This is a genomic window from Gemmatimonadota bacterium (assembly GCA_041390125.1).
Classification (GTDB): domain Bacteria; phylum Gemmatimonadota; class Gemmatimonadetes; order Longimicrobiales; family Gaopeijiaceae; genus JAGQIF01.
Map to the genome: position 1 here is coordinate 24,593 of JAWKQN010000020.1, position 26,283 is coordinate 50,875.

Consider the following 26,283-nt stretch of genomic DNA (forward strand, 5'->3'; position numbering starts at 1 on the left):
TCCCGCGTGGACCCTCGGACCTGGTCGCACACGACTTGTGGAACACGCTCGCGTCGGTGATCCTCTTCGTGTGGTACCAGGAACGCCGCGACGCCTCCCGGGCGCGGCAGCAGAGCGTTCCCGCATCCAGGGCGAGGAAGGTCACCATGCACCAAACGCAGCGTACGAGCCGTGCCGCGTCGCCCGGGCGGCCAGGGTGGTGGCTGGTCGCCATCCTGCTCGCGCCGCAGGCCGCGCGTGCGCAGACGCCGGCCGAGTGGCGGTTGGCACCCCCGGTGTTCGAGGTGGGAGGCGTCGCCGCCGGACCGGAGGCGGAGTTCGCCAACCTCGGCGGTGTGACGCTGCTCGACAACGGGAACGTGGTGATCGCCGATCGCGTCGACCCGTTCCTGAAGGTGTTCGATCCCACAGGCAGGCACCTTCGCGATCTCGCCCACAAGGGGGAGGGACCCGGCGAATACCAGTATGTCCTGTCCCTCGACTGGTGCGCTCCCGGGGAGCTGTCGGTCTTCGACGTCGATCGACGCATCCACCGCTACACGGGGGACATGGAGCTCGTCGGGACCCGATCCGTCACGCTGGAGGCGATTCCGGGCGGCGCCGCCTACCAGCAGGACTGCCACCCGAACGGCTACCACGTGGTCACGGGTTGGGGAGATCTGCAGCGTCAGTTCAAGGTCGGCCTCTACGAGGCCACGGCTCCCGTGGTGCTCCTCCGGGATCAGGTCGTCGTGAAGGACTTCGGCGAGCGCTTGAGCAGCCAGCGCCTCGGGCTGGTCGGATCGGACGGTGCACCCACAGGCAGTGCACCCCACCCGTTCGGACGCGCCACGGTGGTGGCGCTCGGGAGCGAGAAGGTCTACCTCGGGGACGCGCGCGACTACGCCATCGAGGTCTATGACCTGTCCGGTGGCGCGTTGCCTCCGATCGTCTGGGACGGGCCTCCGCTGCGGTACGATCGCGCCCTCGTCGACCGACTCGCCGAGCAGGCGATCGCGGCGGCTCCGGAGCGGTCTCGGGCCCGTTTGCGGCGCTCGTACCGGGAGCTGCCCGATCTGGATCGGCTGCCGGCCTACGACCGCATCCTCGTCTCCGACGAGGACGAGGTGTGGGTCCGGCAGTTCGTGCGACCCGACGCGGTCGGCGAGGACTGGATGGTGTTCGACGCCGCGCACGCGCTCGTGGGCCGGCTGCGGCTGCCTCCGCGGTCCACGTTGTGGGAGGTACGGGAAGGCAACGCCGTCTATTCGATCCTGGACGAGTTCGATGTCCCCGTGGTCAGGGTCAGCCGCATCGTGCGCTGAGCCGCGCCGGCGGGTGGCGCGTCAGCCCCCGGGCCGCGACCACTCCGACACGTCCCGCACGTGCCAGTCTCCGCCCCACCAGGGGGAGCCCCGGAGCAGCACGCGGGTGACGCTCGCGGGCATCGGCGTGAAGTACGAGCGGAAGTGCCCGGAGTCGAGGTGCGCGGGGTCGTGCGGTTGCAGCGTCGCCGGCACCCAGGAGCCACCGCCATCGAAGCTCAGCTCCAGACCCTCGCCGATCCCGGCGAAGCGTAGGCGGGAGCCGGCGCGGCTCGCCAGTTCGAGCGTGACCTCGGCACGCGCAGGCCCGAACCACCGTTCGGTGGCGCGGTTGATCCGGAAGGGCCGGGCCGGATCGATGACGATGTCATCCCAATGCCAGGTGTTCGGGGCGCAGCCTTCGGGCAGGGAGCAGTCCTTGCGCGGCGTGTACGAGTGGTGCCCGAACTGCACCACGCCCTCCGTCCACGCCAGGGGAGCGATGTCCGTGTCGATCCACCAGAAGTCGTACTCCGGCATCCCGAACCGGACGTGATCGCGCGACAGCTCCAGCACGAAGAGATCCCGACGCATGGCGCTGGGCTCCAGGAACTCGTCGTACCCTACCCACCACGTGCTTGGGATCTCCTCGGGGATGCCGTTCCGGAACAGGGTGGCCGTGAATGCGTTGCGGGACCCGTCGAGCCGCAGGGAGAGGCCGTTGCGGGGCTCCCCCGACAGCGACGGCAGCCAGCTCTCCAACGCCAGCTGCAGGTGCTCGTCGTAGGGCGAGATCCACAGGTCGATCCAATCCCGCATGGAACGGCGCAGCAGCGAGACCCGGAACTCGACCCGCGCCTTGCCCTGTTCGAAGACCACCGTGTGGTCCGGCGTCAGGTAGACGAGCCCGTAGCCCGAGGCGTTGAGGGCGGTCATGACGTGGTTGCGGCACTGATAGACGGCGTCCCCATAATCGGACACCGCATGGGTGGCCGGGGGTGGCTCGCAGCCCGGACCGTGATCCGCATCCAGGGGCTCGAGTCCGTACCAGGTCTCTCGATCACGGGAGTGAACGGTCACGTCCCACCGGGTGGAGCGAAACGAGGCGGGGGCGGTGGGGTCGCCGTCGAAGGTCTCGCGGAACACGGTCGGTGCGACCGGGCCGGCGGGCATCCCGGATTCGGTGGGCGGGGGCTCGGTCGCTCCCCGGTCGCAGGCGATCATCGAGGTCACCACGACCCACGCCGAGATCCCACGTCGGACGTCCACGAACCCTCCACGTCTGATGTGCCGAACGGGTCCGGGGATCGAGCGCAACGGTCGTGCCGGATCCGGACGCCGCGGGGCCCGCTCCACATCCGGCGGGACCGGGTCCACGGGCTCTTGTGGCCATCCGCCTTCGGCGCCACTCTCTGCCCCTTGCTGGCCGGCCGGGCCCCGCGGGCTCGCGCGGCGCTCCCGCGGCGCCCGGCGAGCTCCGGAGTCCGGCCGGGAGCACGCGGTCATACACGGATCCCGGACAGCGTATGCAGCAGCGGGCCAGGGCGACGGGCGCGTTCATCGGCTCCGCCGAAGCTCCATTCGTTGAGCCGGGCCGCGTGATGCAGCGGATCCTCGTGATCGGTCCGGGTGGTGCGGGCAAGACCTTCCTCTCAACGAGGCTCGGCGAGGTGCTGGGGCTGCCGGTGATCCATCTGGACGCCCTGTACTGGCACCCCGGATGGCGTGCGACGCCGCCAGCCGAATGGACCAGGGTCGTGGAGGAGGCCGCGGCCGAGGCCGCGTGGATCATGGACGGGAACTACGGCGGGACACTCGAGCGTCGGATCGCCCGGGCGGACACGATCGTGTTCCTGGATCTACCACGCCTGACCTGCGTTCGGCGGGTTCTCTGGAGACGGGTGCGATACGCGGGCCGCTCCCGACCCTCGCTTCCACCGGGCTGCACGGAGCGGATCCCCGCAGAGTTCCTGCGGTGGATCTGGACGTACGGCGAACGTCGGCGCCCGCAGATCCTCGCGCTGCTCGCACACGTGAGGAGAGAGAAGACGGTTGTGGTCCTGCGTACCCCACGTCAGGTGCGAGCATGGGTGAGACGCCTGGAGGCCAGGAACGCGGCCGCAGATTGACGGAGCGGGAGACGTGCGAGTCTCCGGCGGCGAAGACACCGATACGACGGGAGGAGGGGAGGATGGGGAGGTGCGGACGAGGGATGCGGATGGCGGCGTGGGTGCTCCCGGTGGCGCTCGGAGCCTCGGCCACGAGGGGCGTGGGAGCGCAGGAGTGGACCTGGCCGGAACGAGCTCAGAACCTCACCGAGCTCCCGGCGAACTTCCCGCCCGAGCGCCTGAGCGCGGTCATGCGCGGGTTCTCGGCAGCACTGGGGGTACGCTGTACGCACTGCCACGTCGGGGAGGAGGGACAACCGCTCTCGACGTACGACTTCGTCTCGGACGCAAACCCGAACAAAGACCGAGCCCGCGCGATGTACCGCATGCTGGGTGTGGTGAACGATCACCTGCGCGACATCCCCCCGTCGGGTGAGCGGGTCAACATGTGGTGCCACACCTGTCACGCAGGGAAACCAAGGCCGCAGACCCTGGCGGAGGCGGTCCTCGAGCAGAGCGATCCCCGGGATCCGGAGGCGACGATCGCGTTCTTCCTGGATCTGCGCCAGCGCTACTTCGGCACCGCCGCGTACGACTTCACAGCGACGAGCGTAGACGAGTTGGCCTCCTCACTGGCGAATCAAGGCGACACGGTGGCGGCACAGGCGATCGTCGAGCACAATGCGCAGGCCTGGCCGAACGATGCACGGGCGCTCGAGCGTGCGGGCGACCTGTGGGAGACCAGGGGAGATCGGGCGCGAGCCCTGGACCACTTCGAGCGTGCGCTGAACCTGCTTCCAGGCTCACCACGCCTTGCGGAGAAGGTCCGCCGCCTCCGGTTGCCTGGAGGCATGACGTACGCTCGGACCCTCCACGAGCGGTCTACCTCTGTCATCAAGCGACGGTGAAGCGATGAGACGCATCTGGCCCATCATCGGGGATGCCGATGCGGCCCGGATCGAGAGAGCGACGTGGAGCACCGTTCGGCGGAGATCGGGTATTCGGTAGCCCGCTCGCACTGGGGTCAGGGGATCTGCAGCGAGGCGGCGCGAGCTGTGATCGATGCGGCCTTCGCCACCCGTCCGGATCTGAACCGCCTCCACGCGCGGGCGGACGCGGACCACCGGGGCTCGCAGCGCGCCATGGAGAAGGTCGGGATGGCTCGCGAGGCCCTGTTGCGTCAGAACCGGGTGGAGCGGGGCGAGATCTTCAGTGAAGCCATCTACTCCATCCTGCGGACCGAATGGGACGCGGCGCGGGCGCGGAAGGAGATGGACTGAGCCAGGCCGTGATGGGTCCCGCCCATCGTGGAACCGCTTGCTTCCCGCGCGCGGGAGTCCCTACGTTCGCTGCCCGACCCACCCCACCGGGGACCGCCGCGGAGGGGCGCGACCACGCGCCGCGCTTCGCGGTCCCCGAGCCTACGCCGACCCGACGCCCATGGCCAAGAAGAGCGATCGAGCATCCCTGAAGCCGGCCGTCCGGGACGAGCTCCTCCGCACGCTCCGGACCCGCTTCGAGGCGAACGAGGGGCGACATCGGGGCATCCGGTGGTCGGACGTGGAAGAGCGGCTGGAGGATCGACCGGACGCGCTCTGGACGCTCCACGAGATGGAGCGGAGCGGGGGCGAGCCGGACGTGATCGGCCGGGAGAAGAAGGGTGGCGCGATCCTGTTTGCCGACTGTGCCAAGCAGAGCCCCGCGGGTCGGCGCAGCCTCTGCTACGACCAGGAGGCGCTGGACGCACGCAAGAAGAACAAGCCGGACGGGAGCGCGCTGGAACGCGCACAGGCCATGGGGGCCACGCTCCTCGACGAGGACCAGTACCGCCGGCTGCAGGAGCTGGAGGAGCTGGACACGACGACCTCCAGCTGGCTGCTGACGCCCGCCGACGTTCGCGAGCGGGGTGGTGCCATCTTCGGGGACTGTCGCTACGGTCGGGTCTTCATCTATCACAACGGTGCCGAATCCTACTACGCCGCGCGCGGCTTCCGCTGCCTGCTGGAGGTCTAGGGGCCCCAGGTGACGTGGCTCGGCCTTTCCCCCAAGGCCCAGCGCAACGCGCTGCGCATCCTCCCCTTCGGTGTGATCTGGTTGCTGACGTCGCAGGTCTTCCTGATCTCCGACTACGCATCGGCCGGGGGCTTCACCAACGTCCCGGACACCGCCATCACGGTCGATCCGGCCATCTACGTCTTCGCCACCCTGGCGGTCACCGCCGTCGGTCTCTTGGTGGGCGCCGTGGAGCTGCTCTTCCTGGACCGCCGCTTCGCCGACCGTAGCCTCGGGGCCAAGCTCGTGGGAAAGACCCTGTTCTACGGTCTCTTCCTGGCCCTGGTCGTGCTGGTCACGTTCCCGGTGGCTGCCGCGCTGGAGATGGACACCGCGCTCACCGACCCACGGGTCTGGGAGCGACTCCATGGCTTCGCGTTCAGCCTGACCAGCCTGGGCACGGCCGTGCAACTCACGGCGTCGCTGGTTGCGTCCCTCTTCTATGCCGAGATCAGCGAGCACCTGGGGCCGCACGTGCTCACCAACTTCCTCACCGGACGGTACCACACTCCGCGGGAGGAGCGACGGATCTTCCTCTTCTCCGACATGACGTCCTCCACGCAGATCGCGGAGCGGCTGGGCCACGCCCGCTACTTCGAGCTGCTCCGGTCCTACTACGACGTGTTCTCCGATGCCGTGATCGACCACGGTGGCCAGGTCTACCAGTACATCGGAGACGAGGTGGTGGTCTCCTGGCCCGAAGACGCGGGGCTGCGCGACGGCGCCTGCATCCGCTGCGTCCTGCAGATGAAGCAGGACCTGCGACGTCGAGCCCCGGAGTTCGAGGCTCGCTTCGGCGTGGCGCCCGACTTCCGCGCGGCCCTGCAAGTGGGACCGGTCACCACAGGCGAGATCGGTGCGCTCAAGAAGGAGATCGTCTTCACCGGTGACGTCCTCAATCAGACCGCACGCATCCGCGGGCAGTGTGCCATCCAGGGCTTCGACGTGCTGGTGGGTGGCGCGCTCGCGCTGGCCGTGTCCCCGCTCCAAGGTGTGACGCTCCACGCCCTGGGCGACCACCTCTTGCGCGGAAAGGAGCGCCGGGTCGAGCTGTTCGGTGTGGAGCCCGCTCCCTAGAAGGGTGCGGCGCCCGGGTCTACGCCGGCGCTGGCAGGGACGTCCTCGTCCTCCTCCTCGCCTTCGGCAGGGAACTCCGGCAGGACGGAGTCCTCCTGCAGGATCACGAAGCTCGTGGGCAGGCGGACCTCCCAGGAGTCCCCGACCTGCACCGGGGGATCGAGCTGCACCTGGGTCTCCACGTCCGCGTAGCTCTCGAGCATGTCCGCGCTCTGGAAGAGAGGCAGGTAGCCTCCGCCCCAGACGAGGCCGGTCTTGAGGAAATAGTGCACGGCGCGTTCGAAGCCGGGACGGACCGGGAGGACGACCCGGGCCTGGCCGGCGCGTAGGAAGGCTTCGAAGATCGGGTCCGCACTCCCGCCTTCCAGCAGCTCACGCCAGCGGCTCTCCGCGGTCCAGTAGTACGGATAGAACGTGGAGGTCACGTTCTCCCACTCGAATGCCTCCTCGAAGAAGGTCGCCACCGTGCCGTTGGCGAGCGGGGAGCGCCAATCCGTCCAATACGGTTGGATGTCATCCTCGTCGTGGTAGATGGTGACGTCCCCGTCCGCGGAGACGGAAAGGGACCAGTAGCCCGCGGCCGTACCCTTGGTCAGGATGTCGATGGATCCGCGCTTGATCTCCTCCAGCTCGATGGCGCGGTACTGGGAGTCCCGCAGCTGATAGGTCCGCTCCTCGAGCTCGGCCTGGACCTTGGATTCCGCGACTGCCTTGGCTTCGTCGTACTCCCGCTTCTTCCGCTCGTACCCCTGCAGCACCGCCGCGTAGATGCGCTGCTTCCAGGCGTCGCGGGCCTCGTCCCGCAGGAATGCGGTGTAGATGACGGTGAAGTTGACGATGCCCTCGAAGTCCGCGGCGAACTGGATCGGGATCGCCGGCGTCACGTTCCCCGTGAACAGCTCACCGTCGGCGATGTCCTCCGTCGTATTGAAGTTCGTGGTGATGGTTCGGTTGTCTTCGGGCCCTTCCGCATAGAAGTAGAAGGACTTGTTGGCCACCAGCACCGTCAGCACGTTGAACTTGTTGGCCTTGGTGCCGAGCTTGAGGACGTCGGAGTACCATCCGAATCCTCCACTGGCGCCCTTGGGAGCCCAGACCCCCACCCTCTCCAACCGGTAGTCCGGGTCCAGCGCCAGGCTCGTGTCCGACCACACGTAGCTGAGCTCGTTCACCTCGTCGGAGTGGTCCGTCACCTTGTCTGCCGTGTCCGCCTCCGGGTAGACCACCGTCTTGGCGCCCGTGATCTTCTCGAGCGGAGGAGCCGAGACGTCCGTCACGTCGTACACGGCCGCCAGTCGGGCGTAGTTGTCCTCGGTGACGTCGAGGAAGCTCTGGAATCCATTGGGGCCCGGCGCGCCCAGCGGGGTGAAGCTCGTCTTGTGGAGCTGGGACGGGTGGACCGGCTCCTCGAGCTCCACCGCCCCGTCCAGCTCGGACTTGGTCATCAGCCCCCGGAAGAACGCCGCGGGCTCGGGCACGGACAGGTCGAGCATCAGCCGCCGGCCGTAGTTCATCGTGCGCGCTTCGTAGATCTTGTCCACCCACCGGTAGATGCCCACCACGTGTGCATCGCTCGCACGGTTGTCGAACCCATGCAGGGCCGTCTTCTGGTTCTCCGTGAACAAGGTGAGGGAGCTGCTCTGCTTGATGGCGCTGCGTACCCGCTCGGTCGCCTCCTCCGTCACCTGACGGGCGAACTCCTGCGACGTCGACTCACTGGACGACTTCGAGCTCGAGAAGGACGCGTTGGCGGTCGCGCTCACCTGCATGGGACCGAACTTGCCGGACGCGCTCACACCCGCGCTCAGCGAGATGCTCTGACTCGCCGCCTTCTGTGCCTCCGACGCGAGCGAAAAGCGCTCGTCGACGGTCCGGCTCTCCGTGGTCTCGCGCTCCTCCTCCGTCTCCGTGCTCGATGTCTGGGTCGTCCGGGACGTCGTCCGGGAGCTGCGCTCCTTCTGCTCGCGGGCCATGACGTTCTCGATGTCGGCGATCTCCCCCAGCTCGTAGCGCCGGAGCTCCTGCTCCACCAGGAGGAGGTCCCCGACGACGGGCGGCCGGATCTCTCCCACCTCGAGCGGCACGTCGAAACGACCGCGGAGCGGGCCCCCGACGGACTGCGCGGCGAGCGTCCCGCTCGCAGCCGCACCGGGCGCCGCCAGGGCCGTGGAAGCGGAGCCGCGGGCCGGGGCGCGACGTCCCGCCGGCCGTGCGGGCGCCGCGCGTCGGTTCTCCGCCACCATCCTCCGGGCATAGCGCCGACGATCGGTGTTCAGGCCCTCGAGCAGGTCGTCCACCGAAGCCTCGGCCATGTCGTAGCGGACCAGGGCAGGGTGCTCCTTCAGGCGCTCGGCTGCCGGCCCCGACAGGCGCGTCGAGCCGCTGCTCGCGTCGACGTCACCCCGCTCCAGCGCGTCCGTGACCCGGGCGAAGGCGTCGTCCACGTCCGCCAGCCTCGCCGCCGCCGTACGCGGGGCGGTCGCGTCGCCCTGGGGCCCGCCGATCCTGGGCGCGGGCGGCGGTCCGGCGCGCTCGAGCGAACCCGGGGCGGGTTGCGGGCGCGGAAGGTGGCCCGGCTCGTCCGGGTCCGACGTCACCCGGGCCGCGCGCTGGTCCACGATCAGCTCGTACTCGTCGAAGGCTCCGCCCGTCCACGCCTCGTCGCCGCGCAGCGTCACGACCCAGAGCAGGCGGAACAGGTGCAGGACGCGGATCCCGTCCGCGAGATGGTTGGTCCGTGTGTAGATCGCCGATCCTCGCACGATCTCGGCGTAGAGGCTGTCCCAGAGCCGACCGTTCAGGTCGATGATGTCCTTGATCAACGCCTGGGGCGGTCGGCTCTGGAGAAGCGGCCCGAGGCCGGGAAGCTCCGCCTGGATGGTGGCCGCCAGGTCCGCGAGGTCCACGCCCGGGAGCAGGTGGGTGCGGAGCACGTCTGCGGCCCGGTCGCTGCCCAGGATCAGGGGATCATCGGGCGCGAGATGACGGGCGCTCGCGCGGAAACGCTCGGCGTTGCCCAGACGTTGCTCGAAGGGCTCGGGACCGAGGGTCTGGTCGAGCACGGAGCCCGGCCCGTTCGGGCGAGGATCGCGGATCAGTCGGCCTTCGATGCGGTGGGACAGCAAGCGCTCCGTCCGTCGCAGCGTGAAGAAGCGAAACAGCTCCTGGTTCGTGCTCATGGCGTGCTCCCGGGGTCGTCTTTGAAGTGCCAGGAATGGCCCGCGTGCTGCGTGGGCGTGAGGATGGAGGAGGGCGCGTTCTGCACGTACTCGTCGACGCGTCGAATGCGCTCTCCGTACTCGGTCTCCACCCAGCGTCCGAGGTCCCCCAGGTCGGGGTCCTCGAAGCCTTCGAGTTGGGCCCGGATCCCGGCGATGTCGTGGAGGTTCTCGTCGAGGATCGCGAGGGCCTGCTCCGGTGCGAGCACGCGGCGTTCGATGGTGATGCTTCCGCTGGTGACCGCGTGCAGCTCCGCCAGGATCTCCGTGTCCCGCAGGACGGCTTCGAGGTTGACCAGAGCGGCATGCGCGCGTTCCAGGTCGAGCGCGCCGCTCTCCTCCAGCATCGCCCGCACCAGCGACTTCTCCGCCGGCGTCGGCTCCGGCCCCGCGACGTCCTCCTCCGGGACGGGACTCAAGCGGGGATCGACCACGAACACATCTCCGACCGCGACGCCGGAGAGACCGAACAGACCGAAGCCCGTGCGTTGGGACCGTGTCTCGAGGAAGTCCTCGAGGGCGATGATCACGCAGGCGCGCATCAGGTTGATGCGGCGCTCCCGGGTGGGATTGGCGGCCCACCCCCAGCGCGTGGTCTCCGGCAGGGAGAGCGCGTGGCTCAACGCGCCTTCGTGGTAGGGGAAGGGGACCAGGCCCGGACGTTCGCGCAGGTAGTACTTGGCGAAGCGCTCGAACAGGTAGTGCGCCAGGAAGGGCGTGAGCTTGGAGAGACCCGGATAGGGGCGACCCTCCAGCCATGTCTGCGGGACGTTGTTGATGGCCCCGCCGCGCGCTTCCTCGATGAGATAGCCCTTGAACACGTCCCCCAGGTCGTACGCCGTGTTGCCGGACATGACGTCGCTTTGCGTGGTTCCGATCTCCAGGGCACCGATCCGCTTGAGCCAGAGCGCCCAGAGGGGCACCTCGAAGCCGACGATCAGGCTGTCCTGGACCGTCTTGCGGGTGACGTCGACAGCGTCCGCCCGGTTGCCTGCCGCGAGGACGGCGAGCATCCCATCCACGAGGTCGGGGTCCTCGGTGAGGATGTTGTCATCCGCGTAGCGTATCCACGTCCGGAAGGACGAGTACTCGTATCGGACCTGTCTCCGCAGTTGGCGAAGCTGCCGCAGTGCCTCCGCCAGGGCGCTCGTGGTGGTGAAGGGAGGGGCCCCAGAGCTCGAGCCACCGGCGTCCGTGACATGCTCCTGGAAGGCCGTGGCCACGTTCTCGGACACACGGCCTACGGTCACCTGTACGACAGGACTCGTGCCTGCGTAGTCGGCCATCTTCTTCCACTTGCCACGGACGTCGACGAACTGCTGCTGCACCGAGTCCTTCACGGCGTCCGCGTACTCGGAGGACCGCACCATCGCGACGAGGTCGTCCGCCTGCCGCTCCTGTCCCACCAGGGCCTCGATCTGGGGACGGAGGCGCTCCTCCTGCTTTCGCACCATCTCGTCGTACTTCAAGCGACTGGGAGGGGCGAACATCCCCAGGTCCAGGTCGGTCAGCCCCAGGTCGCCGGCCCGCGTCCTGCCTTCCTGCAGGTTGGCGAAGGCACGATCCATGACCAGGAGCTGCTCCATCCCGGCGCGCTTGTCGCGCAGCGCGTCGCGGAAGGCCTGCGCCTTGAGCGTCGCGCGCGCGTGGGCACCGAAGGCCAGCGCGGACACGAGACCCGTGGCGGCGCCTGCGATCACCGTCGGGGCGACGACCACGGCGACCTCGACCGCCAACATGAGCGCCAGGTCGATCAGGAAGTCGCTGACGGTCTGGCTCGCTCCGCCCTCGATCGCGTCCAGGCGGTCTTCGATGGTGGCCAGCCGGACATCCTGCATGTTCTGGGCGGCCAGGGTCGCGCACTCGGCAATGAAGTCGTAGAGCTCGAGCTCGGCCTGCTCCATCTGGTCGATGCGCCGTTCGAAGAACTCCCGGAGCATCGGGATCTGGCGGCCGGCCGGAGCGGCATCGATGGCCGCGAGCACCAGCCGGAAGTGCTCGCGCGCGTCGGCGATCAGACGCTGGTCGGCGCTCTCCTGGGAATCGGGGGGCGGCATGGGCGTCACCTCGATGGAGTCCCTTGGGGGGGCTGGAGTCGATGGCGACGTTTGCGCGGAAGAGTGGACATCGCCGCTGCGGCGCTCAGCGCGCACGGCGTTGTCCGGCGTGCCGGCGGAGCCAGGACCCCGTATCCTGGAGGGGCGCGGGATCAGCCTCCGGGTTTCCGTCGGTCGGAACGGAGGCCTCCCCACCTCGGCGTGGCCACGCGAACCGGCCGGTGCACGCAGCGGTGCGATGCGGACCCCACGAACCGGACGCCACCATGCCCAGGAAGGTCCGCCCCCTCTCCGCCGACCTCGTGATGCGCTTCCCCGGCGCGCAACGCCGGGATCCCGCCGTCGAGCACTGGCTGAACCTGCACGCCGACGTGCTCGGTGACCTGGCGCGGGAGTGGTTCGAGGTGGCGCGGGCCTGTGGGGACGACGTCCGCGAGCTCATCCACGACGGCCGCCCCACCGCGTGCGTGCACGACGCGGCGTTCGTCTATGTGGACGCGTACACGGCGCACGTCAACGTGGGCTTCTTCCGGGGAACCGACCTCCCCGATCCGGAGGGGCTCCTGCAGGGTACCGGGAGGTTCATGAAGCACGTGAAGCTCAAGCCGGATGAGGACGTGGACCGTGCGGCGCTGCGCGCCCTGATCCAGGCGGCCTACGCGGACATGCGCCGGCGGGTCTGACGGCCCTGCCCCCGGCGCGAAGCCGCCTCCCCGACGCCCGCCGGACCGGCACGCCCACCGCTCGGCCCAGCACGCCCACCTGCTCCCGACACCGGAGGCCTTCGATGCCCGACCAGGATCTCTTCGCCCAGGTGGACGCCTACGTCGAAGGGCTGTACGGCGGGGACGATCCCGTGCTGGCCGCGGTGGAGGCCTCCCTGGTGGAGGCCGACATGCCGCCGATCAGCGTCTCGCCTGTCCACGGTCGCTTCCTGCACCTGCTGGTCCGGCTGCGGGGTGCGGCCCGGATCCTGGAGCTCGGCACGCTGGGCGGCTACAGCACCGTCTGGATGGCCCGCGCGCTTCCTCGTGGAGGCCGGTTGATCACCATCGAGTCCGACCCGAAGCACCAGACGGTGGCGCAGCGCAACCTCGACCGCGCGGGCGTGGCGCCGCTGGTGCAGATCCGCAGTGGACGCGCCCTGGACGTGTTGCCCCAGTTGCGGGACGAGGGCGTGGCCCCCTTCGACCTCATCTTCATCGACGCGGACAAGGAGCCGCTGGCAGAGTACTTCCAGTGGGCGCTGCGGCTCTCTCGGCCCGGCACGCTGATCGTCACCGACAACGTGATCCGGGAGGGCCGCGTGCTGGATCCCGACCACGAGGATGCGGCGGTGCAGGGGGTGCGCCGCTTCAACGCAGCCCTGGCCCAGACGCCGGGGGTGACGTCCACCATCCTCCAGACCGTAGGGCGCAAGAGTCACGACGGCATCGCGCTGGCGCTGGTGGAGTAGCATGCGCGCGCCCGCGCTCCTGCCGTGCGTGCTCGCAGTGGTCGCCTGTGGCGGTGCGCCGGACGCGCCGAGCGCCGCGGGCGCGGAGTGGACCGTGGACCCGGAGCCGGTCGTGACCCTCGGGGGAGCCGACGAGCGGCCGGAGCAGATCGTGCACGAGGTGGTGGGCGCCACGCGTCTGGACGACGGCCGCATCGTCGTGGCCCTGCAAGGCGCCTCCGAGGTGAAGATCTTCGGCCCGGACGGCGCGCATCTCCGTACGGTGGGGGGACCAGGCGGGGGGCCGGGCGAGTTCTCGGGCATCCACGCGCTGGCACGGCTCCCCGCGGATACGCTGCTGGTGCTGTCGGAACGGCCGGGGCTCACGTTGCTGTCCGCGGACGGCGATCATGTCCGCTCGCTGCGGACGTCCCTCTGGGGTCGGGATCGCCATCCCTGTCGTATGGCAATCGGTCGCTGGGACGCCCTGCCCGACGGCCGCTGGGTCACCGTGCTGGAGGACAACCCCGGCCAGCCGGGCTGCACGCCGCTGACCGCCGGGATCCAGCGCCCGAGCGGCCTGCTGGAGCTGCAGGATGCGGTTCGCGGCCGCTACGACACGCTCGCCGTGATGCCGGGTGCGGAACGCAACGCGCCGATGTGGCGGGTCTACGGCGCCGACCTGGTCTGGGCCGCGGCGGAGGACCGCCTCTACGTGGCGGATTCCCGGTCGGAACGGATCGCATCCCTCTCGCTGGACGGGGACACGCTGGCCTGGCTTCCCACGCCGTTCGCGGAGGTGCAGGTCCCACCCGAGGCCACGCGCGTCCGGCAGCGTCCGTCCCTTCCCATGCCGCCGGGCTATCGGCCTCCGATCCCGATGGACCCGCCCTACGACTACCCGAGCCACTACCCCCGGCTCGGACGGTTGCTGGTCGATCGAACGGGGGCCCTGTGGGTCATGGCCTATCCGGCGGTGCAGGACCCCGTGTACTCCTGGCGCTTCTCCGCCGTCCGCGGTTTCGAGGTCGAAGAAGGCGGAGCGCGCTGGCGGGTGCTGGACCCCACCGGTCGTCCGCTCGCGACGGTCCGGACCCCGCCGGGCGTCTTTCCCCTCGAGATCGGGTCCGACTACGTCCTGGGCCTGACGAAGGATGCCTACGACGTGGAGGCGGTCGTGCTCCACCGGCTGGTGCGGTAGAATGGAGCCGACGGTGGGCCCGGACCGCCTGGGTCGGGGACCCCCGGGACACGTAGCACGGGAAAGCACATGGCCGAGAACAAGACGGTCGAGACGGATGCGAGTGTGGACGCCTTCCTCGACTCGGTGCCGCACGAAGGCCGGCGCGAGGATGCCCGCGCCCTGCGGGCGCTGATGGAGCGGGTGACGGGCGCCCCCGCGCGCATGTGGGGACCCTCGATCGTGGGGTTCGGGAAGTACCACTACCGCTACGAGTCCGGACGCGAGGGCGAGATGCTCCGGGTCGGATTCAGCCCGCGCAGCAGCAACCTCGCGCTCTACCTGACCTCCAAGGACGAGGACTCCGCCCGCATCGTGGCGCGCCTGGGAAAGCACAAGGCCGGCGCGTCCTGCCTCTACGTGAATCGTCTGGCGGATGTGGATTCCGACGCGCTCGAGGCCCTGATCGCCCACTCCTGGACCCTGGCCGCGGAGCGCTACGGCGCGCAGGCGTGACCGCCCTCCCGCGCTCCGGTCCTTCCATGCGGTTCAATCCCGCCGTCTACGATCTGTGGGTCTTCCGCCGGGAAGGCCCGCAGGTCCGGTTCCTCGTGTTGCGCACCTCGGAGGAGAAGGCCGCGCGCCACTTCAACGGGGGCCGTTTCTGGCAGGTGCCCAGTGGAGTGTTCGAGGGGGACGAGTCGGTCCCGGAGGCCGTGGACCGTCATCTGACTCGATTGGGACTGGTCGCGGCTGCGGTCTGGGCCGGCGAGCACACCTACACCATCTACAACCGCCGCTTCCACGAAATCCAGGTCATCAGCGTCTACGGGGTCGAGGTCTCGGGCGCGGAGAGCGCGCTGCGTCTCGATCCGGTGGAGCACTCGGAGCATGCCTGGCTCGGTTTCGAGGACGCGCTGTCTCGTGTGCACTACCGCGGCTTGAAGGACGGGCTGCGCTCGGTCCAGGAATACATCACCGGTGTGCCGGAACCGGCTCCCGAGCTGCGCTTGCGTTGAACATCCGATCCGCAACTTCCGAAGGAGGATGACGTGCAGGTCTGGTATCTCGAGTTCGTGACCGCCGACGTGGATGGGGTGTGCGCTGCCTACGAGGGCGCTGCGGGTGTGGTCTTCGGCGAACCCGTCCCCGAGCTGGGGCAGGCGCGCACGGCGCCGCTCGCGGGCGGAGGTCAGGTGGGCGTGCGGGCACCGATGCGGAAGGACGAAGCGCCGGTGGTACGGCCGTACTGGCTGGTGGACGACATCCGGGCCGCGGTCTCCGCCGTGGTCGCCGCTGGCGGCACGGTGGCGGTGCCGCCCATGGAGATCCCGGGACGCGGAACGTTCGCCATCTACCTCCTGGGTGGGAACGACCACGGCCTGTGGCAGAGGTAGCGTGCCGGGGTTGCTGCGCGCGGGTCCGTCCGGGGGCCTGGCGTCGGCGTGCGGTGTCGTGACCGGCGCATGACGCGGTGAAGCGTCTGCCGCTCGGGCGGGAGCAGATCCTGCGCTACCGTCGCCGGGCGGGAGCGCTGGATCAGCGTCTGTCGTCCGGCGCGGCGTCGATCGCGCGGGCGGCACGAGCGGGGCTCCAGGACAGCATGCCGCGGGCGGCGCTGCTCTCGCTGCACGCCCGCGTGGAGGGCACCCCGCCCGACGCGCTCGCCGATCCCGCGCTGGTGCAGGTCTGGGGACCGCGCTACAGCGCGTTCGCGGTCCCCGCGCGGGATCACGCCCTCTTCACGCTGGGACGCATGCCGGATACGCCGGCGAAGCGGCGGGAGTTCGAGCGGATGGCCGCGCGCCTGGACGCGTTGCTGGACGGGGGTGAGATGGAGGCCGACGCGGCCGAGCGCGCGCTGGGCGCGGGCCGCAACCGCCTGCGATACGCCACACTCACGGGACGGCTCCTCATCCGCTGGGACGGTGCACGGCAGCCGACCGTGCGCGTGGTGCCGCCCCCGGCGCTCGATCCGTTCGAGGCACGTCTGGAGCTGGCGCGTCGGCATCTACACGTGTTCGGTCCCACGACGCAGACCGCCTTCGCCCGCTGGGGCGGCGTCGGAGCACGAGAGGCGCGTGCCGCCTATCAGGCGCTGTTGCCCGAGCTCGTTCCCGTGCGCACCCCGATCGGCGACGCCTGGATCCTCGCTGGCGACGCAGCGGAGCTGAGCGCGCCGCCCGGACCCGAGGCGCCGGCCCGGCTGCTCCCCAGCGGCGACGCGTACACCCTCCTGCAGGACGACGAACGCGCGCTCCTCGTCCCTGACGCCACGCGCCGTGCGACGCTGTGGACGCCTCGCGTCTGGCCGGGCGCGGTGCTCGTCGAGGGTGAGGTGGTGGGGGTGTGGCGGCGCGCGGGTGGAGTGGTCTCGGTCGAGCCCTGGCAGCGCCTGTCCGGCCCGCAGCGCGACGTCGTCGAGGCCGAAGCGGCCACCCTGCCGCTGCCGGGCTTGAACGGCGGGATCACCGTGCGCTGGGAGGGCTGAGCCGCAGGGCGTTCGCAACCGCACGCGCTTCGGAGGCACGCCCCCCTGCGTCTATCGTTCCAGCCGCACGGTGAGCAGCATCGCACCCGCCTCCACCGCGCGAACGGAGTGCGGAACACCGGGATCGAGGATCAGCACGTCTCCCGACATCATGTCGTGATCGATCTCCTCCGCGTGCAGGACGAACCGCCCCTCCAGCACCTGGATGAGCACCAGACCAGGCGCGGTGTGCCGATCGAGGTGGCCGTCGGGCTCGAACGCGAAGACGACCTGCGTCAGCCCGTCCCTGTGGAAGGTCGTGGTCTGGCGATGGCCGTTGCGGGCCGGCCGGTCGCTGGCGCGGAGCGTCTCGAGCGCCTCGGACAGGGAGTAGCGGAACGCGGGCCCGCTGAAACGCGCGGGGAAGGAGCGTCCGTCCTCCGGCCCCGGCGCACGAGGTGTCCCGCTCATGGCGTGCCCACCCGGGAGCGCGGCGCACCCCACTCGTGTTCGTGCGCGCCCGGGAAGGCGGCGCGCTCCAGCGGAATGCGCATGCGTTGCGCCCGACCCACCACGTCGGCCGCCACGTGCGGGGGGAGCAACGCGGTGGCCGTGCGGTGGAACAGGTCGAGCCAGCGATCGAAGTGCTCGGGCTGCAAGCCCGGCAGGCCGACGTGCGCCGCAGCGGGATTGCCGGTGAAGCGACGGCTGGCCAGCAGCACGCTCGACCAGAAGTCGCACATCTTCTCCAGGTGCGGCTCCCAGCGCCCGCTCAGACGCGCCTCGAACACCGGACCCAGCGTGGGATCCTCCCGGATCGCCCCGTAGAACGAGAAGACGAGCGCGCGGATCTGCGCCTCAGTGATGCGGTCCGACACGGTTGCCTCCGAGCTGGACCAGGGTCCGCGATTCCGGCCGCAGGTCCGCGATGGTATGGCGATCCAGCGCCGCGAAGAACGCCTCCGCGGCGTCCTCCAGCGCTCCAGCGAGCCGACAGTGCCCTGTGAGCGGACACGTGGACGCGGGCAGGAAGCACTCCGCCAACGCCACGTTCGGCTCGAGGGCGCGCACGAGGGTCCCCAGGCGCATGCCGGCGCCACCCTCGGCGAGCGTGAAGCCGCCGCCCCGTCCCCGCGTGCCCTCCACGAGCCCCAGGTCCGCCAGGGCCTGCAGGCTCTTCATGAGGTGATCACGCGAGACATGCAGCCGGCGGGCGAGCTCGGCGGTGGAGACGCGGCCCCCGTCCGTGGAGGACAGGAGCATCAGCGCCCGCAGGCTGATGTCGGAGAAGCGGGTGAGGTGCATGAGGGGTCCTTGAAGTGGTATTTTACATACTACTTAAATCGCCGAGCGAAAGGAAGGGACGGTGGAGCCTCGGCGGGCCTGCGGTGCGAGGGTCTGCCCCGACGCCCGTGCGGTCGCGCGTCCGCGTTGACGCTCGGCATGTCGGCAGGGTACTTTATGATACAAAGTCAGCGACCCAGGGAGCCCCTGCCGTGGAACGCACCGTGTCCGACCGTCCTTCTCCGGCCTTCCTTCGCCGGGCACCCCTGTGAAGGGCCTCCTGCGCCGCTTGCGCGGCATGGTGGGGATGGGCCTGACCTGGGCCGGTGCCTGGGGCGGAGTCGGCATCCTGATCGGCGTGGGTCTGACCCTCGGTCTCCCGCTCGAGTGGTTCATCCGGGTCTTCGACGCCCCTCTACCGGCCCTTGCGCTGCCCGGGTTCTTCGCGGGCGCGACCTTCTCGGCGGTGTTGGGCGTGGTCGGGCGCCGCCGGCGCTTCGACGAGCTGTCGCTTCCCGTCTTCGCCGCCTGGGGAGCCTTGGGCGGCCTGGTCTTGGGTCTCGCGCCCGCGGCCGCGGTGGTCGGCACCCTCGGCGTGGGTGCCACCGCCGTCGTCGTAGGGACCCTCACCGTCCTGAGCTCGCTTTCGGCGGCGGGCACCCTCGCCCTGGCGCGGGTCTCGGAGGACCGGGAGCTGCTCGCGGGCTCCGAGGACGTGGCGGACGTGGGGCTGAGCGCCGGCGAGACACGGGACCTGCTCGGCCGCTGAGGGAGCCGCCCCCGCCCGCCGCACCGGACCGGGACCGGGTTGAGGGGTAGGAACGGCGTCCCTATGATCCCGGGCGTCCCGCCCCATCCCTCTGCCCCGCTCCGCATGCCGCGATCCCGCGCCCGTGCCGCTGCTGTCGCGGCGCTCCTTGTCCTGCCTCCCACGGCCCACGCACAGCAGCAGACGTTCACCCGGGCCGACTCCCTCCAGGGCTCCTACACGTCCCCGGGCCGCGTCTGGTGGGATGTGCTGCGCTACGACCTGGACGTCCGCGTGGATCCGCAGACCCGCACGTTCTCCGGCTCCAACCGGCTCGCGTTCCGCGTGCTCGAACCGGGCCGCGAGCTGCAGATCGACCTGATGGAGCCGCTCGTGATGGACAGCGTGGTGCTGGACGGCGCGCGGCTGCCGGTGCGCAGGGAAGGCGCCGCTCACTTCGTCACGCCGGCGCGACCGCTGCGGGCGGGCGCGGTCGAGACCCTGACGGCCTTCTATCACGGCGAGCCCCGCGAGGCGCCGATGCCTCCCTGGGATGGAGGCGTGACCTGGGCGGCGGACAGCCTGGGGCGTCCCTGGATCGCCACCACCGACCAGGGTCTGGGCGCGAGCGTCTGGTGGCCGGTCAAGGACACCCAGGCGGACGAGCCCGATCAAGGGATGCGCATCGCCGTCACGGTGCCCGACCCCCTGATCGCCGTCGCGAACGGGCGGCTGACCGACCGTTCGTCCCACGACGACGGCACCACCACGTGGAGGTGGTCGGTCTCGAGCCCGATCAACACGTACGGCGTGGCGCTCGCGATCGGCCACTACGTCACGTACGCGGATACGCTCCAGGGCGAGGCCGGCCCGCTCTCGCTCGACTTCTGGCCGCTCGACTACCGGCTCGCCGACGCGCGCCGCCAGTTCCCGCAGGCGGCGACCACCCTCCAGTGCTTCGAGGGATGGTTCGGGCCGTATCCCTGGTACGAGGACGGCTTCAAGCTGGTGGAGACGCCGTACCTGGGCATGGAGCACCAGAGCGCCATCGCGTACGGGAACCGCTACGGCAACGGGTACCTGGGCACGGATCTCTCCGGCACCGGGCTCGGGCTGCAGTGGGACTACATCATCGTGCACGAGATCGCGCACGAGTGGTGGGGGAATCATGTCAGCACCAAGGATATCGCCGACATGTGGGTGCACGAGGGCTTCGGCACCTACGCCGAGGGCCTCTACATGGAGTGCATCGCCGGTCCCGAGGCCGGTGCCACCTACCTGCGGGGTCTGCGCGCCAACATCGAGAACGACCGCCCGATCATCGGCCCCTATGGCGTCTACACCGAGGGCTCGGGCGACATGTACTTCAAGGGTGCGCAGATGCTGCACACCATCCGCCAGGTCCTGGACGACGATGCCCGCTGGCGGGAGATCCTCCGCGGCATCCAGGCCACGTTCGGTGGGGGTACCGTGCGCGGGTGGGAAGTGGAGGAGTACATGACCCGCGAGGCGGGCATCGATCTCGGCCCCATCTTCGACCAGTACCTCCGGACGCCGCAGCCGCCCGTGCTGGAGTGGCGGCGGAAGGGCACCACCCTCGAGGTTCGCTGGGCCGACGTGGTGCCCGGCTTCGACATGCCCATCGCTCTCCGGCTCTCCGACGCCGGCTTCACGCGCGTGCGTCCCACGGAGCGCTGGCAGTCCGCCCCCCTCACGCTCTCCGACCCCTCCACCTTCGCCGTCGACCCGGACTGGTACGTCCTGGTACGGGAGGCTGCGGACCGCTGACCGCGGCTACTCCAGCCGCAAGGCACTCAGGGGATCGACCCGAAGGGCGCGGCGGGCCGGCTCGAGGCTCGCAAGGCATGCCGCGCCGAGCACCAGGGCCACGGCGCCGACGAACGTCGTCGGATCGGTCCGGGTGACCCCGAAGAGCAGCGCATCGAGCAGGCGCGTGACCGGAAGCGCCGCGAGGACGCCGATCCCGACACCCAGGAGCGCGGGTCGCAGCGCCCGCTCGAGCACCGTGCGGATGATCGCGTGGTGGGACGCTCCCAGCGCAAGGCGAACCCCCAACTCCTGCCGTCTCGCCGCGACGACGAACGCAAGCGTGCCGTACACGCCCGCCATGGTCAGACCGAGCGCGCATAAGCCGAACGCGCCGAGCACCAGGGCGACGAAGCGCCGCTCGGCGATCGAGTCGCGCATGAACCGGGTCATGTCCACGGAGCGTCGCACGGGAAGGTCGGGGCGGACCTCGCGGATGGCCCCTTGCATGGCGGACAGCAGAGCGGTGTCGTCTCCGGTCGTGCGGGCCACGAGGTCGAGCCGGCGAGTCGGTCGCTGCGGGAAGGGAAGGAAAAGCTCCGGCGCGGCGGCTTGGTCGAGCTGCTTCTGCCGGACATCCCCGACCACACCGACGATCTCGATCGGGCGGGAGCCGTCGGGGTCGTCACTCAGGGTGATGCGCCGTCCCACGACGTCCCCGTCTCCCGCAATCCGCGTCGCCAACGCCTGGTTCACGATCGCCACCGGCGGCGAGGTGGCATCATCGTACGAGGAGAACAGGCGGCCGGCGCGCAGAGGGATGTCCAACGCTGCGAAATAGCCGGACGTGACCTGCTGGTAGTCCACCGGAGCGCCTCCCTGCGCTTCGTCCTCTGCACCCAGGAGCAGGCCTGGACTACGCAACCCCAGCATCTGGGCGTTCCCGCTCAGCGGGAGGTTGGCGGTTGCCCCCGCGGCCTCGATTCCCGGCAATGTCCGGATGCGTTCGATCATCCTGCCGAAGTCGTCGACCAGCTCGACCGGGGTCGCCGTCGCGGGAAGGACCACCGACATGGCACCGATCCCTTCGGAAGAGAAACCGGGATCGACCTGCGCCAGGCGGTACAGCGACGTGGAGAGCAGGCCCCCGGCCACGACCAGCACGATGGCGAGAGCGCACTCCGCTACGATCAGGGCGTCGCGAACACGGACCTTGCCCTTGGTGGCGGAGTGTCTCGCCAGCGCGCCGCCTGCTTCGCCCCGCTCAGCCATCCGCGCGGCGCGGAGCGCAGGTGGCAGGGTGAACAGGATGCTCGTGGCGAACGCCAGCGCGAGCGTGATACCGAAGAGGTGTCGATCGACGGCCAGCTCGGAGATGCGCGGGATGTCGTTCGGTCCGAGGGCGACGAAGGCGTCGACCGCAACGGCCGCCAACGCTGCGCCCACCAACCCTCCGACGAGACCCAGAAGCAGGCCTTCGGCCAGGAGCTGGCGGACGATGTGCAGGCGGCGCGCGCCCAGCCACCCGCGCAGGGCCATCTCATGCGAGCGCTCGTTGGCGCGCATGAGCAGAAGGTGTGCGACGTTGACGCACGTGATGGTCAGCAGCAGGCCCACGGCAAAGAGCAGCGGGAGCAGGATGGCCCCGGCGTCGCCCACGGTTTCGCTTCGCAGAGGAGCAAGCCCGAACGTCCGCTCTCCAGGCTCCGGGTACTCACGGGAGAGAGCGGCACCGAGCGCGACCAACTCCGTGCCGGCGGATTCGGGCGTGGCATCATCCCCCAGTCGGCCGACGACCTGGAGGAAGCCGTTCCTTCGTTGGCTGCGGGCGTCGGGATCGAGGCTCGACAGGGGAATCCAGGCCTCTGTACCGCTCTGCCCCAGACCCTCCGGCGGGACGAAGTCCGGCGGCATGACGCCCGCCACCACGAACGGCGTGCCGTCCAGAACCACCGCTCCACCGACGATGTCTGCGGAGCCACCCCACCGTCGTTGCCAGAGGCTGTGGGCCAGCACGACCTGCGGCGCACCGCCCTCACGATCCGCATCCGGGCTCCAGTGGGAGCCCAGCGCAGGATACCGTCCCAGAACGTCGAAGAACCCGGAAGAGACCGTTGCCGCGCGGATATACTCCGGATCCGGATCGCCGGACACCGTCAGGCCCCGCGGCCTGGATGCTGCCAGTGCGCTGAAGGAGCGGTTGCGCTCCTGCAGATCACCAAGATCCAGCGCGGACACAGACAGGATGCCCGCGCGGCCTTCCGAGATCTTGCCGACGCGCATGATCCGGTCGGGTGCGTCGTAGGGCAGCGGCGCCAACAACACGCCGTGGACCACGCTGTAGATCGCGGTGGCGCTCCCCACTCCGATCCCGATCGTCGCGCCCGCCACGAGCACGAGGGCCGGGCGGCGGCGAAGGGACCGCAGGCCCATCCTCAGGTCACGGGTGATTCCGACCATGCGAACGCTCCTCCGCGAAGGGATCCGGGTTCCCAGCGCACGTGCGCCGACACTCCACCATTCGGACACGGCGGTGCGCACCAGGTCCGTCAGGATGAGCCACCAGAAGCGGAGGGCGCCGCCCCGATCGCGTTCGGCCTGGAGGTGGTCACGGAACCACCCCCTCATCTCGTCGGCATGTCGGTGCCGGAAGGCGGGGGGGAGGAGCAGAAGGAGGCGCGCATAGACGCGCTCGCCCCACTGCGGACGACGCGTCACGAAGTCCTCAGGATCGCGCGTTCCAGCGCGAGATCGACGGAGCGAGCCAGCCGTTCGGCTTCGGTGCGTAGCGCGGACCGGCCGGCCGGCGTCAGCTCGAAATAGCGCCGGCGTTCGGAGTGCGCCCCCGCGGCATCGACCTCATCGGTGCTGACGAGCCATCCCCGTTCGGTCAGCCGTTGCAGCGTCCCGTAGAGGGTGCCCGGGCCCATCGTGATCTGGCCGGACGTCAGCTCGGCCACCTCCTTGGAGATGGCGTAGCCGTAGTGCGGTCCTTCCGCGAGCACCAGAAGGACGTGGAAGACGACCGGGGTCAGGTAGTCCGGCGGAGCGGGGTCGGTCGCTGGCATCTGGGATCCTGCACCCGGGAGTGGCGCGGAAGGAGGGATCGGGAGCATAGTCGTCTCACGGATACATCCGTGAACGGATATATTCTACCGGGGTGGCCCGTCGCGGCGCAATCCCCGCCGCGAGAGCGACGCGGCCGCTACCTCTGCCCCATCCGGCCCACCTCGGATAGAATGGCCTGTCATCCCGCGCGCCGAAGCGCACCCGCCGTGGTCGTTCGTCCGCCGCGTCCCCAGCCCGACAAGGACTTCCAGCGATGAACGCTCTCGGTATCCTGGTGCGCCTGCTGGCCGCCGCGCTCCTGGTCCACCTCACGTACAACCCGTTCGGGTTCTCCTACTACGACTGGGCCCTGGAGCCCCTGTTCCGGGGGCCCCGTCCTCCGGGTCACCCGAGCGCGCTCATGTTCCTGGGCGGCGTGCTCCTGCTCATCGGGTGGGCCGTCTTCGTACAGGCCACGCGACGCTCGCTCGGCATGAAGGGCGCGCTGCTGGTGGTGGCACTGGGTGGCGGTGTCGTGTGGCTGCTGGTGGAGCAGGGACTCCTGAGCGCGCGCGGCGCGCCCGCGATCACGGAGATCATCCTGGCCGTCATCTCCCTCCTGCTCGGGATCGGTCTGTCGTGGTCGCTGATCAGCCGTCGCCTGACGGGCCAGGTGGATACGGACGAGAGCGACTGAGCGGGGGGATGAGGGTCGGCCGGGGACGACGCATGCCCTTCCTGCATCCGCAGACGGCACCTCCGGCTCCCCGTCCCGATCCGACCGACATCCGTCCCGCCCCTGACCATGGACAGGGTTGCACCCCGACACGGGCGCGCCTAGGTTCCGCGACCCAACAGCTCCAGACGGAGACGCGTCAGGTGCGCAACGCCATCACCCACACCACGGCCACGGCCCTCGTGTCGTTTCCCGCTCCGGCGGATCGACGCCTGGGCGGACTGTTCATGGTCCGACCCCGTGCCGTGGTTCGCCGGTTCCTACCTCCCGGGTGGCAGTAGCGCACACGCCAGACGCGTCTTCCGCGATTGGACGGCCTCCCGGTGCTCCCGGGAGGCCGTTTCGTTTCCAATCGACCCTGGAGTTCCCATGCCTGCTCGATATACGCTCGAATCCCGCTCCCGCCTGAAACGCGCCACGGCGCTCCTGTGGGATGCCCTGCGCGGACGGGGCGGCTCGCCGACCGAAGGACCGCTGACCACCGCCATCCTGCTCCTCGCCATCCCCATGGTGCTGGAGATGGTGATGGAGTCCATCTTCGCCGTGGTCGACATCTTCTTCGTGTCCCGTCTGGGGGCCGACGCGGTGGCGGCCGTGGGCATCACCGAATCGCTGATGACCATGGTCTACACGCTGGCCATGGGGCTCTCGATCGGAGTGACCGCCACGGTGGCGCGCCGCATCGGCGAGGGAGACCGCGAAGCCGCTTCGCGCGCCACCGCGCAGGGGATGGTGCTCGGGGGTCTGTTGGCCCTGGCGCTGGGTGTGCTGGGGGCCTGGAAGGCGCCCGACCTCCTGCGTCTGATGGGCGCGACGCCGTCCGTGGTGGACGCGGGACAGGGCTACGCGCGCGTGCTGCTGGGCACGAACGGCGTGATCATGCTGCTGTTCCTGCTCAACGCCGCCTTCCGCGGGGCGGGGGACGCGGCCATCGCCATGCGCGTGCTGTGGCTGGCCAACGGCATCAACCTGATCCTCGATCCGGCGCTGATCTTCGGGCTGGGCCCGTTCCCCGAGCTCGGCGTGACGGGCGCCGCGGTGGCCACCTCCATCGGACGCGGTGCGGCCGTGTGCGTGCAGATCGTGACGCTGTTCCGGCTGTCGGACCGCCTGCGGTTGGGGCTGCGTCACTTCCGGCCGCGTGTGGACGTGATGGCGCGGCTGGTGCGCCTGTCGGCCACCGGCACGTTCCAGATCTTCGTGGGCACCGCGTCCTGGATCGGTCTGGTGCGCGTGTTGGCGGGCTTCGGTCCGGAGGCCGTGGCCGGCTACACGCTGGCCATACGGGTGGTGATGTTCGCGCTCCTCCCGGCGTGGGGGCTCTCGAACGCCGCGGCCACCATGGTGGGGCAGAACATGGGGGCCGGGCTGCCGGAGCGCGCCGAGCGGTCGGTGTGGCAGGCCTGCTGGATGAACATGGCGTTCCTGGGGACGGTAGGGCTGTTCTTCGTCGTGTTCGCGCGACCGTTGATCGGGCTGTTCGGCGTGGACGCGGTGACGGCCGGGTTCGCCCGGGATGCGCTGCGCATCGTGAGCGCGGGCTTCCTGTTCTACGCGTTCGGCATGACGCTCACCCAGGCCTTCAACGGAGCGGGAGACGCGTGGACACCCACCTGGCTCAACGTGCTGTGCTTCTGGATGTGGGAGATCCCGCTGGCCTGGGGGCTCGCCTTCCGGGGGGAGCTGGGCGCGCACGGCGTGTTCGTGGCCATCGCGGTGGCGTATGCCACGCTGGCCGTGTTCGCGGCGGTGCTGTTCCGGCGGGGTCGGTGGAAGACCGTCGCGCTTTGAGGGACGGGGGCGGGCGGTGTGCCGACATC

25 protein-coding genes are annotated in these 26,283 nt (G+C 70.0%); 17 read left to right on the forward strand and 8 right to left on the reverse strand.

Annotation, left to right across the window (positions count from 1 at the left end; translation table 11 throughout):
* Positions 1-146 precede the first annotated feature (146 nt).
* Positions 147-1,304 carry a hypothetical protein gene (locus R3E98_18745; protein MEZ4425443.1) on the forward strand — a complete coding sequence of 386 codons (1,158 nt, stop codon included), beginning with the start codon at positions 147-149 and terminating at the stop codon, positions 1,302-1,304.
* Positions 1,305-1,325: 21 nt separating this feature from the next.
* Here R3E98_18745 and R3E98_18750 read toward each other — a convergent pair whose 3' ends face one another.
* Positions 1,326-2,552, reverse strand: a complete 1,227-nt coding sequence (locus tag R3E98_18750; protein ID MEZ4425444.1) for a hypothetical protein — start codon at positions 2,550-2,552, stop codon at positions 1,326-1,328.
* Between the two features lie 332 nt (positions 2,553-2,884).
* Here R3E98_18750 and R3E98_18755 point away from each other — a divergent pair, with 332 nt between their 5' ends.
* The 5 genes from R3E98_18755 (at position 2,885) to R3E98_18775 (ending at position 6,520) form a co-directional block, all read left to right on the forward strand.
* On the forward strand, positions 2,885-3,412 hold the full coding sequence (locus R3E98_18755) for an AAA family ATPase (protein ID MEZ4425445.1): 528 nt from the start codon (positions 2,885-2,887) through the stop codon (positions 3,410-3,412).
* Positions 3,413-3,501: 89 nt separating this feature from the next.
* Entirely contained in the window at positions 3,502-4,299 is a 798-nt protein-coding gene (locus R3E98_18760) for a c-type cytochrome (GenBank protein MEZ4425446.1), read from the forward strand.
* Positions 4,300-4,362: 63 nt separating this feature from the next.
* Positions 4,363-4,671: a GNAT family protein gene (locus R3E98_18765; protein ID MEZ4425447.1), complete on the forward strand. Its 309-nt coding sequence runs from the start codon at positions 4,363-4,365 to the stop codon at positions 4,669-4,671.
* 160 nt (positions 4,672-4,831) lie between these two features.
* The gene (locus R3E98_18770) at positions 4,832-5,404 is read left to right on the forward strand and encodes a DUF4256 domain-containing protein (GenBank protein ID MEZ4425448.1); all 573 of its coding nucleotides are present in this window, start codon (positions 4,832-4,834) and stop codon (positions 5,402-5,404) included.
* A gap of 9 nt (positions 5,405-5,413) precedes the next feature.
* Positions 5,414-6,520, forward strand: a complete 1,107-nt coding sequence (locus R3E98_18775; GenBank protein MEZ4425449.1) for an adenylate/guanylate cyclase domain-containing protein — start codon at positions 5,414-5,416, stop codon at positions 6,518-6,520.
* Here R3E98_18775 and R3E98_18780 read toward each other — a convergent pair.
* Together R3E98_18780 and R3E98_18785 are read right to left on the reverse strand one after the other, a co-directional pair.
* Positions 6,517-9,699, reverse strand: coding sequence for a hypothetical protein (locus tag R3E98_18780; protein ID MEZ4425450.1), 3,183 nt, complete (start codon positions 9,697-9,699; stop codon positions 6,517-6,519). The two genes, R3E98_18775 and R3E98_18780, sit on opposite strands and share 4 nt — an antisense overlap.
* Positions 9,696-11,795 (reverse strand): hypothetical protein, encoded by a 2,100-nt coding sequence (locus R3E98_18785; GenBank protein ID MEZ4425451.1) that lies wholly within the window; start codon positions 11,793-11,795, stop codon positions 9,696-9,698. The genes R3E98_18780 and R3E98_18785 overlap by 4 nt, the downstream gene beginning before the upstream one ends.
* A gap of 266 nt (positions 11,796-12,061) precedes the next feature.
* Here R3E98_18785 and R3E98_18790 point away from each other — a divergent pair, with 266 nt between their 5' ends.
* The 7 genes from R3E98_18790 (at position 12,062) to R3E98_18820 (ending at position 16,901) form a co-directional block, all read left to right on the forward strand.
* Complete coding sequence (locus R3E98_18790; GenBank protein MEZ4425452.1) at positions 12,062-12,478, forward strand: DUF1801 domain-containing protein; 417 nt, start codon at positions 12,062-12,064, stop codon at positions 12,476-12,478.
* A 104-nt stretch (positions 12,479-12,582) separates the two neighbouring features.
* Entirely contained in the window at positions 12,583-13,251 is a 669-nt protein-coding gene (locus R3E98_18795; GenBank protein MEZ4425453.1) for an O-methyltransferase, read from the forward strand.
* Between the two features lies 1 nt (position 13,252).
* On the forward strand, positions 13,253-14,431 hold the full coding sequence (locus R3E98_18800; protein ID MEZ4425454.1) for a hypothetical protein: 1,179 nt from the start codon (positions 13,253-13,255) through the stop codon (positions 14,429-14,431).
* 69 nt (positions 14,432-14,500) lie between these two features.
* A complete protein-coding gene (locus R3E98_18805) occupies positions 14,501-14,926 on the forward strand; it encodes a DUF1801 domain-containing protein (GenBank protein MEZ4425455.1) in 426 nt (141 codons plus the stop codon).
* Between the two features lie 26 nt (positions 14,927-14,952).
* Positions 14,953-15,429, forward strand: a complete 477-nt coding sequence (locus R3E98_18810) for an NUDIX domain-containing protein (protein MEZ4425456.1) — start codon at positions 14,953-14,955, stop codon at positions 15,427-15,429.
* 33 nt (positions 15,430-15,462) lie between these two features.
* A complete protein-coding gene (locus R3E98_18815) occupies positions 15,463-15,807 on the forward strand; it encodes a hydroxylase (protein ID MEZ4425457.1) in 345 nt (114 codons plus the stop codon).
* 77 nt (positions 15,808-15,884) lie between these two features.
* Positions 15,885-16,901: a crosslink repair DNA glycosylase YcaQ family protein gene (locus R3E98_18820; protein ID MEZ4425458.1), complete on the forward strand. Its 1,017-nt coding sequence runs from the start codon at positions 15,885-15,887 to the stop codon at positions 16,899-16,901.
* Between the two features lie 51 nt (positions 16,902-16,952).
* Here R3E98_18820 and R3E98_18825 read toward each other — a convergent pair whose 3' ends face one another.
* The 3 genes from R3E98_18825 to R3E98_18835 are packed head-to-tail and all read right to left on the reverse strand — an operon-like array spanning position 16,953 to position 18,185.
* Positions 16,953-17,351 carry a cupin domain-containing protein gene (locus R3E98_18825; protein MEZ4425459.1) on the reverse strand — a complete coding sequence of 133 codons (399 nt, stop codon included), beginning with the start codon at positions 17,349-17,351 and terminating at the stop codon, positions 16,953-16,955.
* Positions 17,348-17,758, reverse strand: coding sequence for a group III truncated hemoglobin (locus R3E98_18830; protein ID MEZ4425460.1), 411 nt, complete (start codon positions 17,756-17,758; stop codon positions 17,348-17,350). Before R3E98_18830 ends, R3E98_18825 begins: the two co-directional genes overlap by 4 nt.
* Entirely contained in the window at positions 17,739-18,185 is a 447-nt protein-coding gene (locus R3E98_18835; GenBank protein ID MEZ4425461.1) for an Rrf2 family transcriptional regulator, read from the reverse strand. Before R3E98_18835 ends, R3E98_18830 begins: the two co-directional genes overlap by 20 nt.
* A gap of 247 nt (positions 18,186-18,432) precedes the next feature.
* On the opposite strand from R3E98_18835, the gene R3E98_18840 reads away from it, so the two are divergent.
* On the forward strand, positions 18,433-18,933 hold the full coding sequence (locus R3E98_18840) for a hypothetical protein (protein MEZ4425462.1): 501 nt from the start codon (positions 18,433-18,435) through the stop codon (positions 18,931-18,933).
* Between the two features lie 105 nt (positions 18,934-19,038).
* Complete coding sequence (locus R3E98_18845; GenBank protein MEZ4425463.1) at positions 19,039-20,700, forward strand: M1 family metallopeptidase; 1,662 nt, start codon at positions 19,039-19,041, stop codon at positions 20,698-20,700.
* A gap of 6 nt (positions 20,701-20,706) precedes the next feature.
* Here R3E98_18845 and R3E98_18850 read toward each other — a convergent pair whose 3' ends face one another.
* Complete coding sequence (locus tag R3E98_18850; protein ID MEZ4425464.1) at positions 20,707-23,397, reverse strand: ABC transporter permease; 2,691 nt, start codon at positions 23,395-23,397, stop codon at positions 20,707-20,709.
* Positions 23,394-23,747, reverse strand: coding sequence for a PadR family transcriptional regulator (locus R3E98_18855; protein ID MEZ4425465.1), 354 nt, complete (start codon positions 23,745-23,747; stop codon positions 23,394-23,396). Before R3E98_18855 ends, R3E98_18850 begins: the two co-directional genes overlap by 4 nt.
* Positions 23,748-24,001: 254 nt before the next feature.
* On the opposite strand from R3E98_18855, the gene R3E98_18860 reads away from it, so the two are divergent.
* Together R3E98_18860 and R3E98_18865 are read left to right on the forward strand one after the other, a co-directional pair.
* Positions 24,002-24,424 (forward strand): DUF6524 family protein, encoded by a 423-nt coding sequence (locus R3E98_18860; GenBank protein ID MEZ4425466.1) that lies wholly within the window; start codon positions 24,002-24,004, stop codon positions 24,422-24,424.
* Between the two features lie 408 nt (positions 24,425-24,832).
* On the forward strand, positions 24,833-26,254 hold the full coding sequence (locus R3E98_18865; GenBank protein ID MEZ4425467.1) for an MATE family efflux transporter: 1,422 nt from the start codon (positions 24,833-24,835) through the stop codon (positions 26,252-26,254).
* The last annotated feature ends 29 nt before the right edge of the window (positions 26,255-26,283 follow it).

Excerpts from the sequence above, each read along its gene's own strand:
- R3E98_18795 (MEZ4425453.1), top strand. The coding sequence starts at position 12,583 with ATGCCCGACCAGGATCTCTTCGCCCAGGTGGACGCCTACGTCGAAGGG.
- R3E98_18805 (MEZ4425455.1), top strand. The coding sequence starts at position 14,501 with ATGGCCGAGAACAAGACGGTCGAGACGGATGCGAGTGTGGACGCCTTC.
- R3E98_18855 (MEZ4425465.1), bottom strand. The coding sequence starts at position 23,747 with ATGCCAGCGACCGACCCCGCTCCGCCGGACTACCTGACCCCGGTCGTC.
- R3E98_18770 (MEZ4425448.1), top strand. The coding sequence starts at position 4,832 with ATGGCCAAGAAGAGCGATCGAGCATCCCTGAAGCCGGCCGTCCGGGAC.
- R3E98_18760 (MEZ4425446.1), top strand. The coding sequence starts at position 3,502 with ATGGCGGCGTGGGTGCTCCCGGTGGCGCTCGGAGCCTCGGCCACGAGG.
- R3E98_18790 (MEZ4425452.1), top strand. The coding sequence starts at position 12,062 with ATGCCCAGGAAGGTCCGCCCCCTCTCCGCCGACCTCGTGATGCGCTTC.
- R3E98_18835 (MEZ4425461.1), bottom strand. The coding sequence starts at position 18,185 with ATGCACCTCACCCGCTTCTCCGACATCAGCCTGCGGGCGCTGATGCTC.
- R3E98_18755 (MEZ4425445.1), top strand. The coding sequence starts at position 2,885 with ATGCAGCGGATCCTCGTGATCGGTCCGGGTGGTGCGGGCAAGACCTTC.
- R3E98_18785 (MEZ4425451.1), bottom strand. The coding sequence starts at position 11,795 with ATGCCGCCCCCCGATTCCCAGGAGAGCGCCGACCAGCGTCTGATCGCC.
- R3E98_18825 (MEZ4425459.1), bottom strand. The coding sequence starts at position 17,351 with ATGAGCGGGACACCTCGTGCGCCGGGGCCGGAGGACGGACGCTCCTTC.
- R3E98_18800 (MEZ4425454.1), top strand. The coding sequence starts at position 13,253 with ATGCGCGCGCCCGCGCTCCTGCCGTGCGTGCTCGCAGTGGTCGCCTGT.
- R3E98_18780 (MEZ4425450.1), bottom strand. The coding sequence starts at position 9,699 with ATGAGCACGAACCAGGAGCTGTTTCGCTTCTTCACGCTGCGACGGACG.
- R3E98_18860 (MEZ4425466.1), top strand. The coding sequence starts at position 24,002 with ATGAACGCTCTCGGTATCCTGGTGCGCCTGCTGGCCGCCGCGCTCCTG.
- R3E98_18745 (MEZ4425443.1), top strand. The coding sequence starts at position 147 with ATGCACCAAACGCAGCGTACGAGCCGTGCCGCGTCGCCCGGGCGGCCA.
- R3E98_18865 (MEZ4425467.1), top strand. The coding sequence starts at position 24,833 with ATGCCTGCTCGATATACGCTCGAATCCCGCTCCCGCCTGAAACGCGCC.
- R3E98_18810 (MEZ4425456.1), top strand. The coding sequence starts at position 14,953 with ATGCGGTTCAATCCCGCCGTCTACGATCTGTGGGTCTTCCGCCGGGAA.
- R3E98_18845 (MEZ4425463.1), top strand. The coding sequence starts at position 19,039 with ATGCCGCGATCCCGCGCCCGTGCCGCTGCTGTCGCGGCGCTCCTTGTC.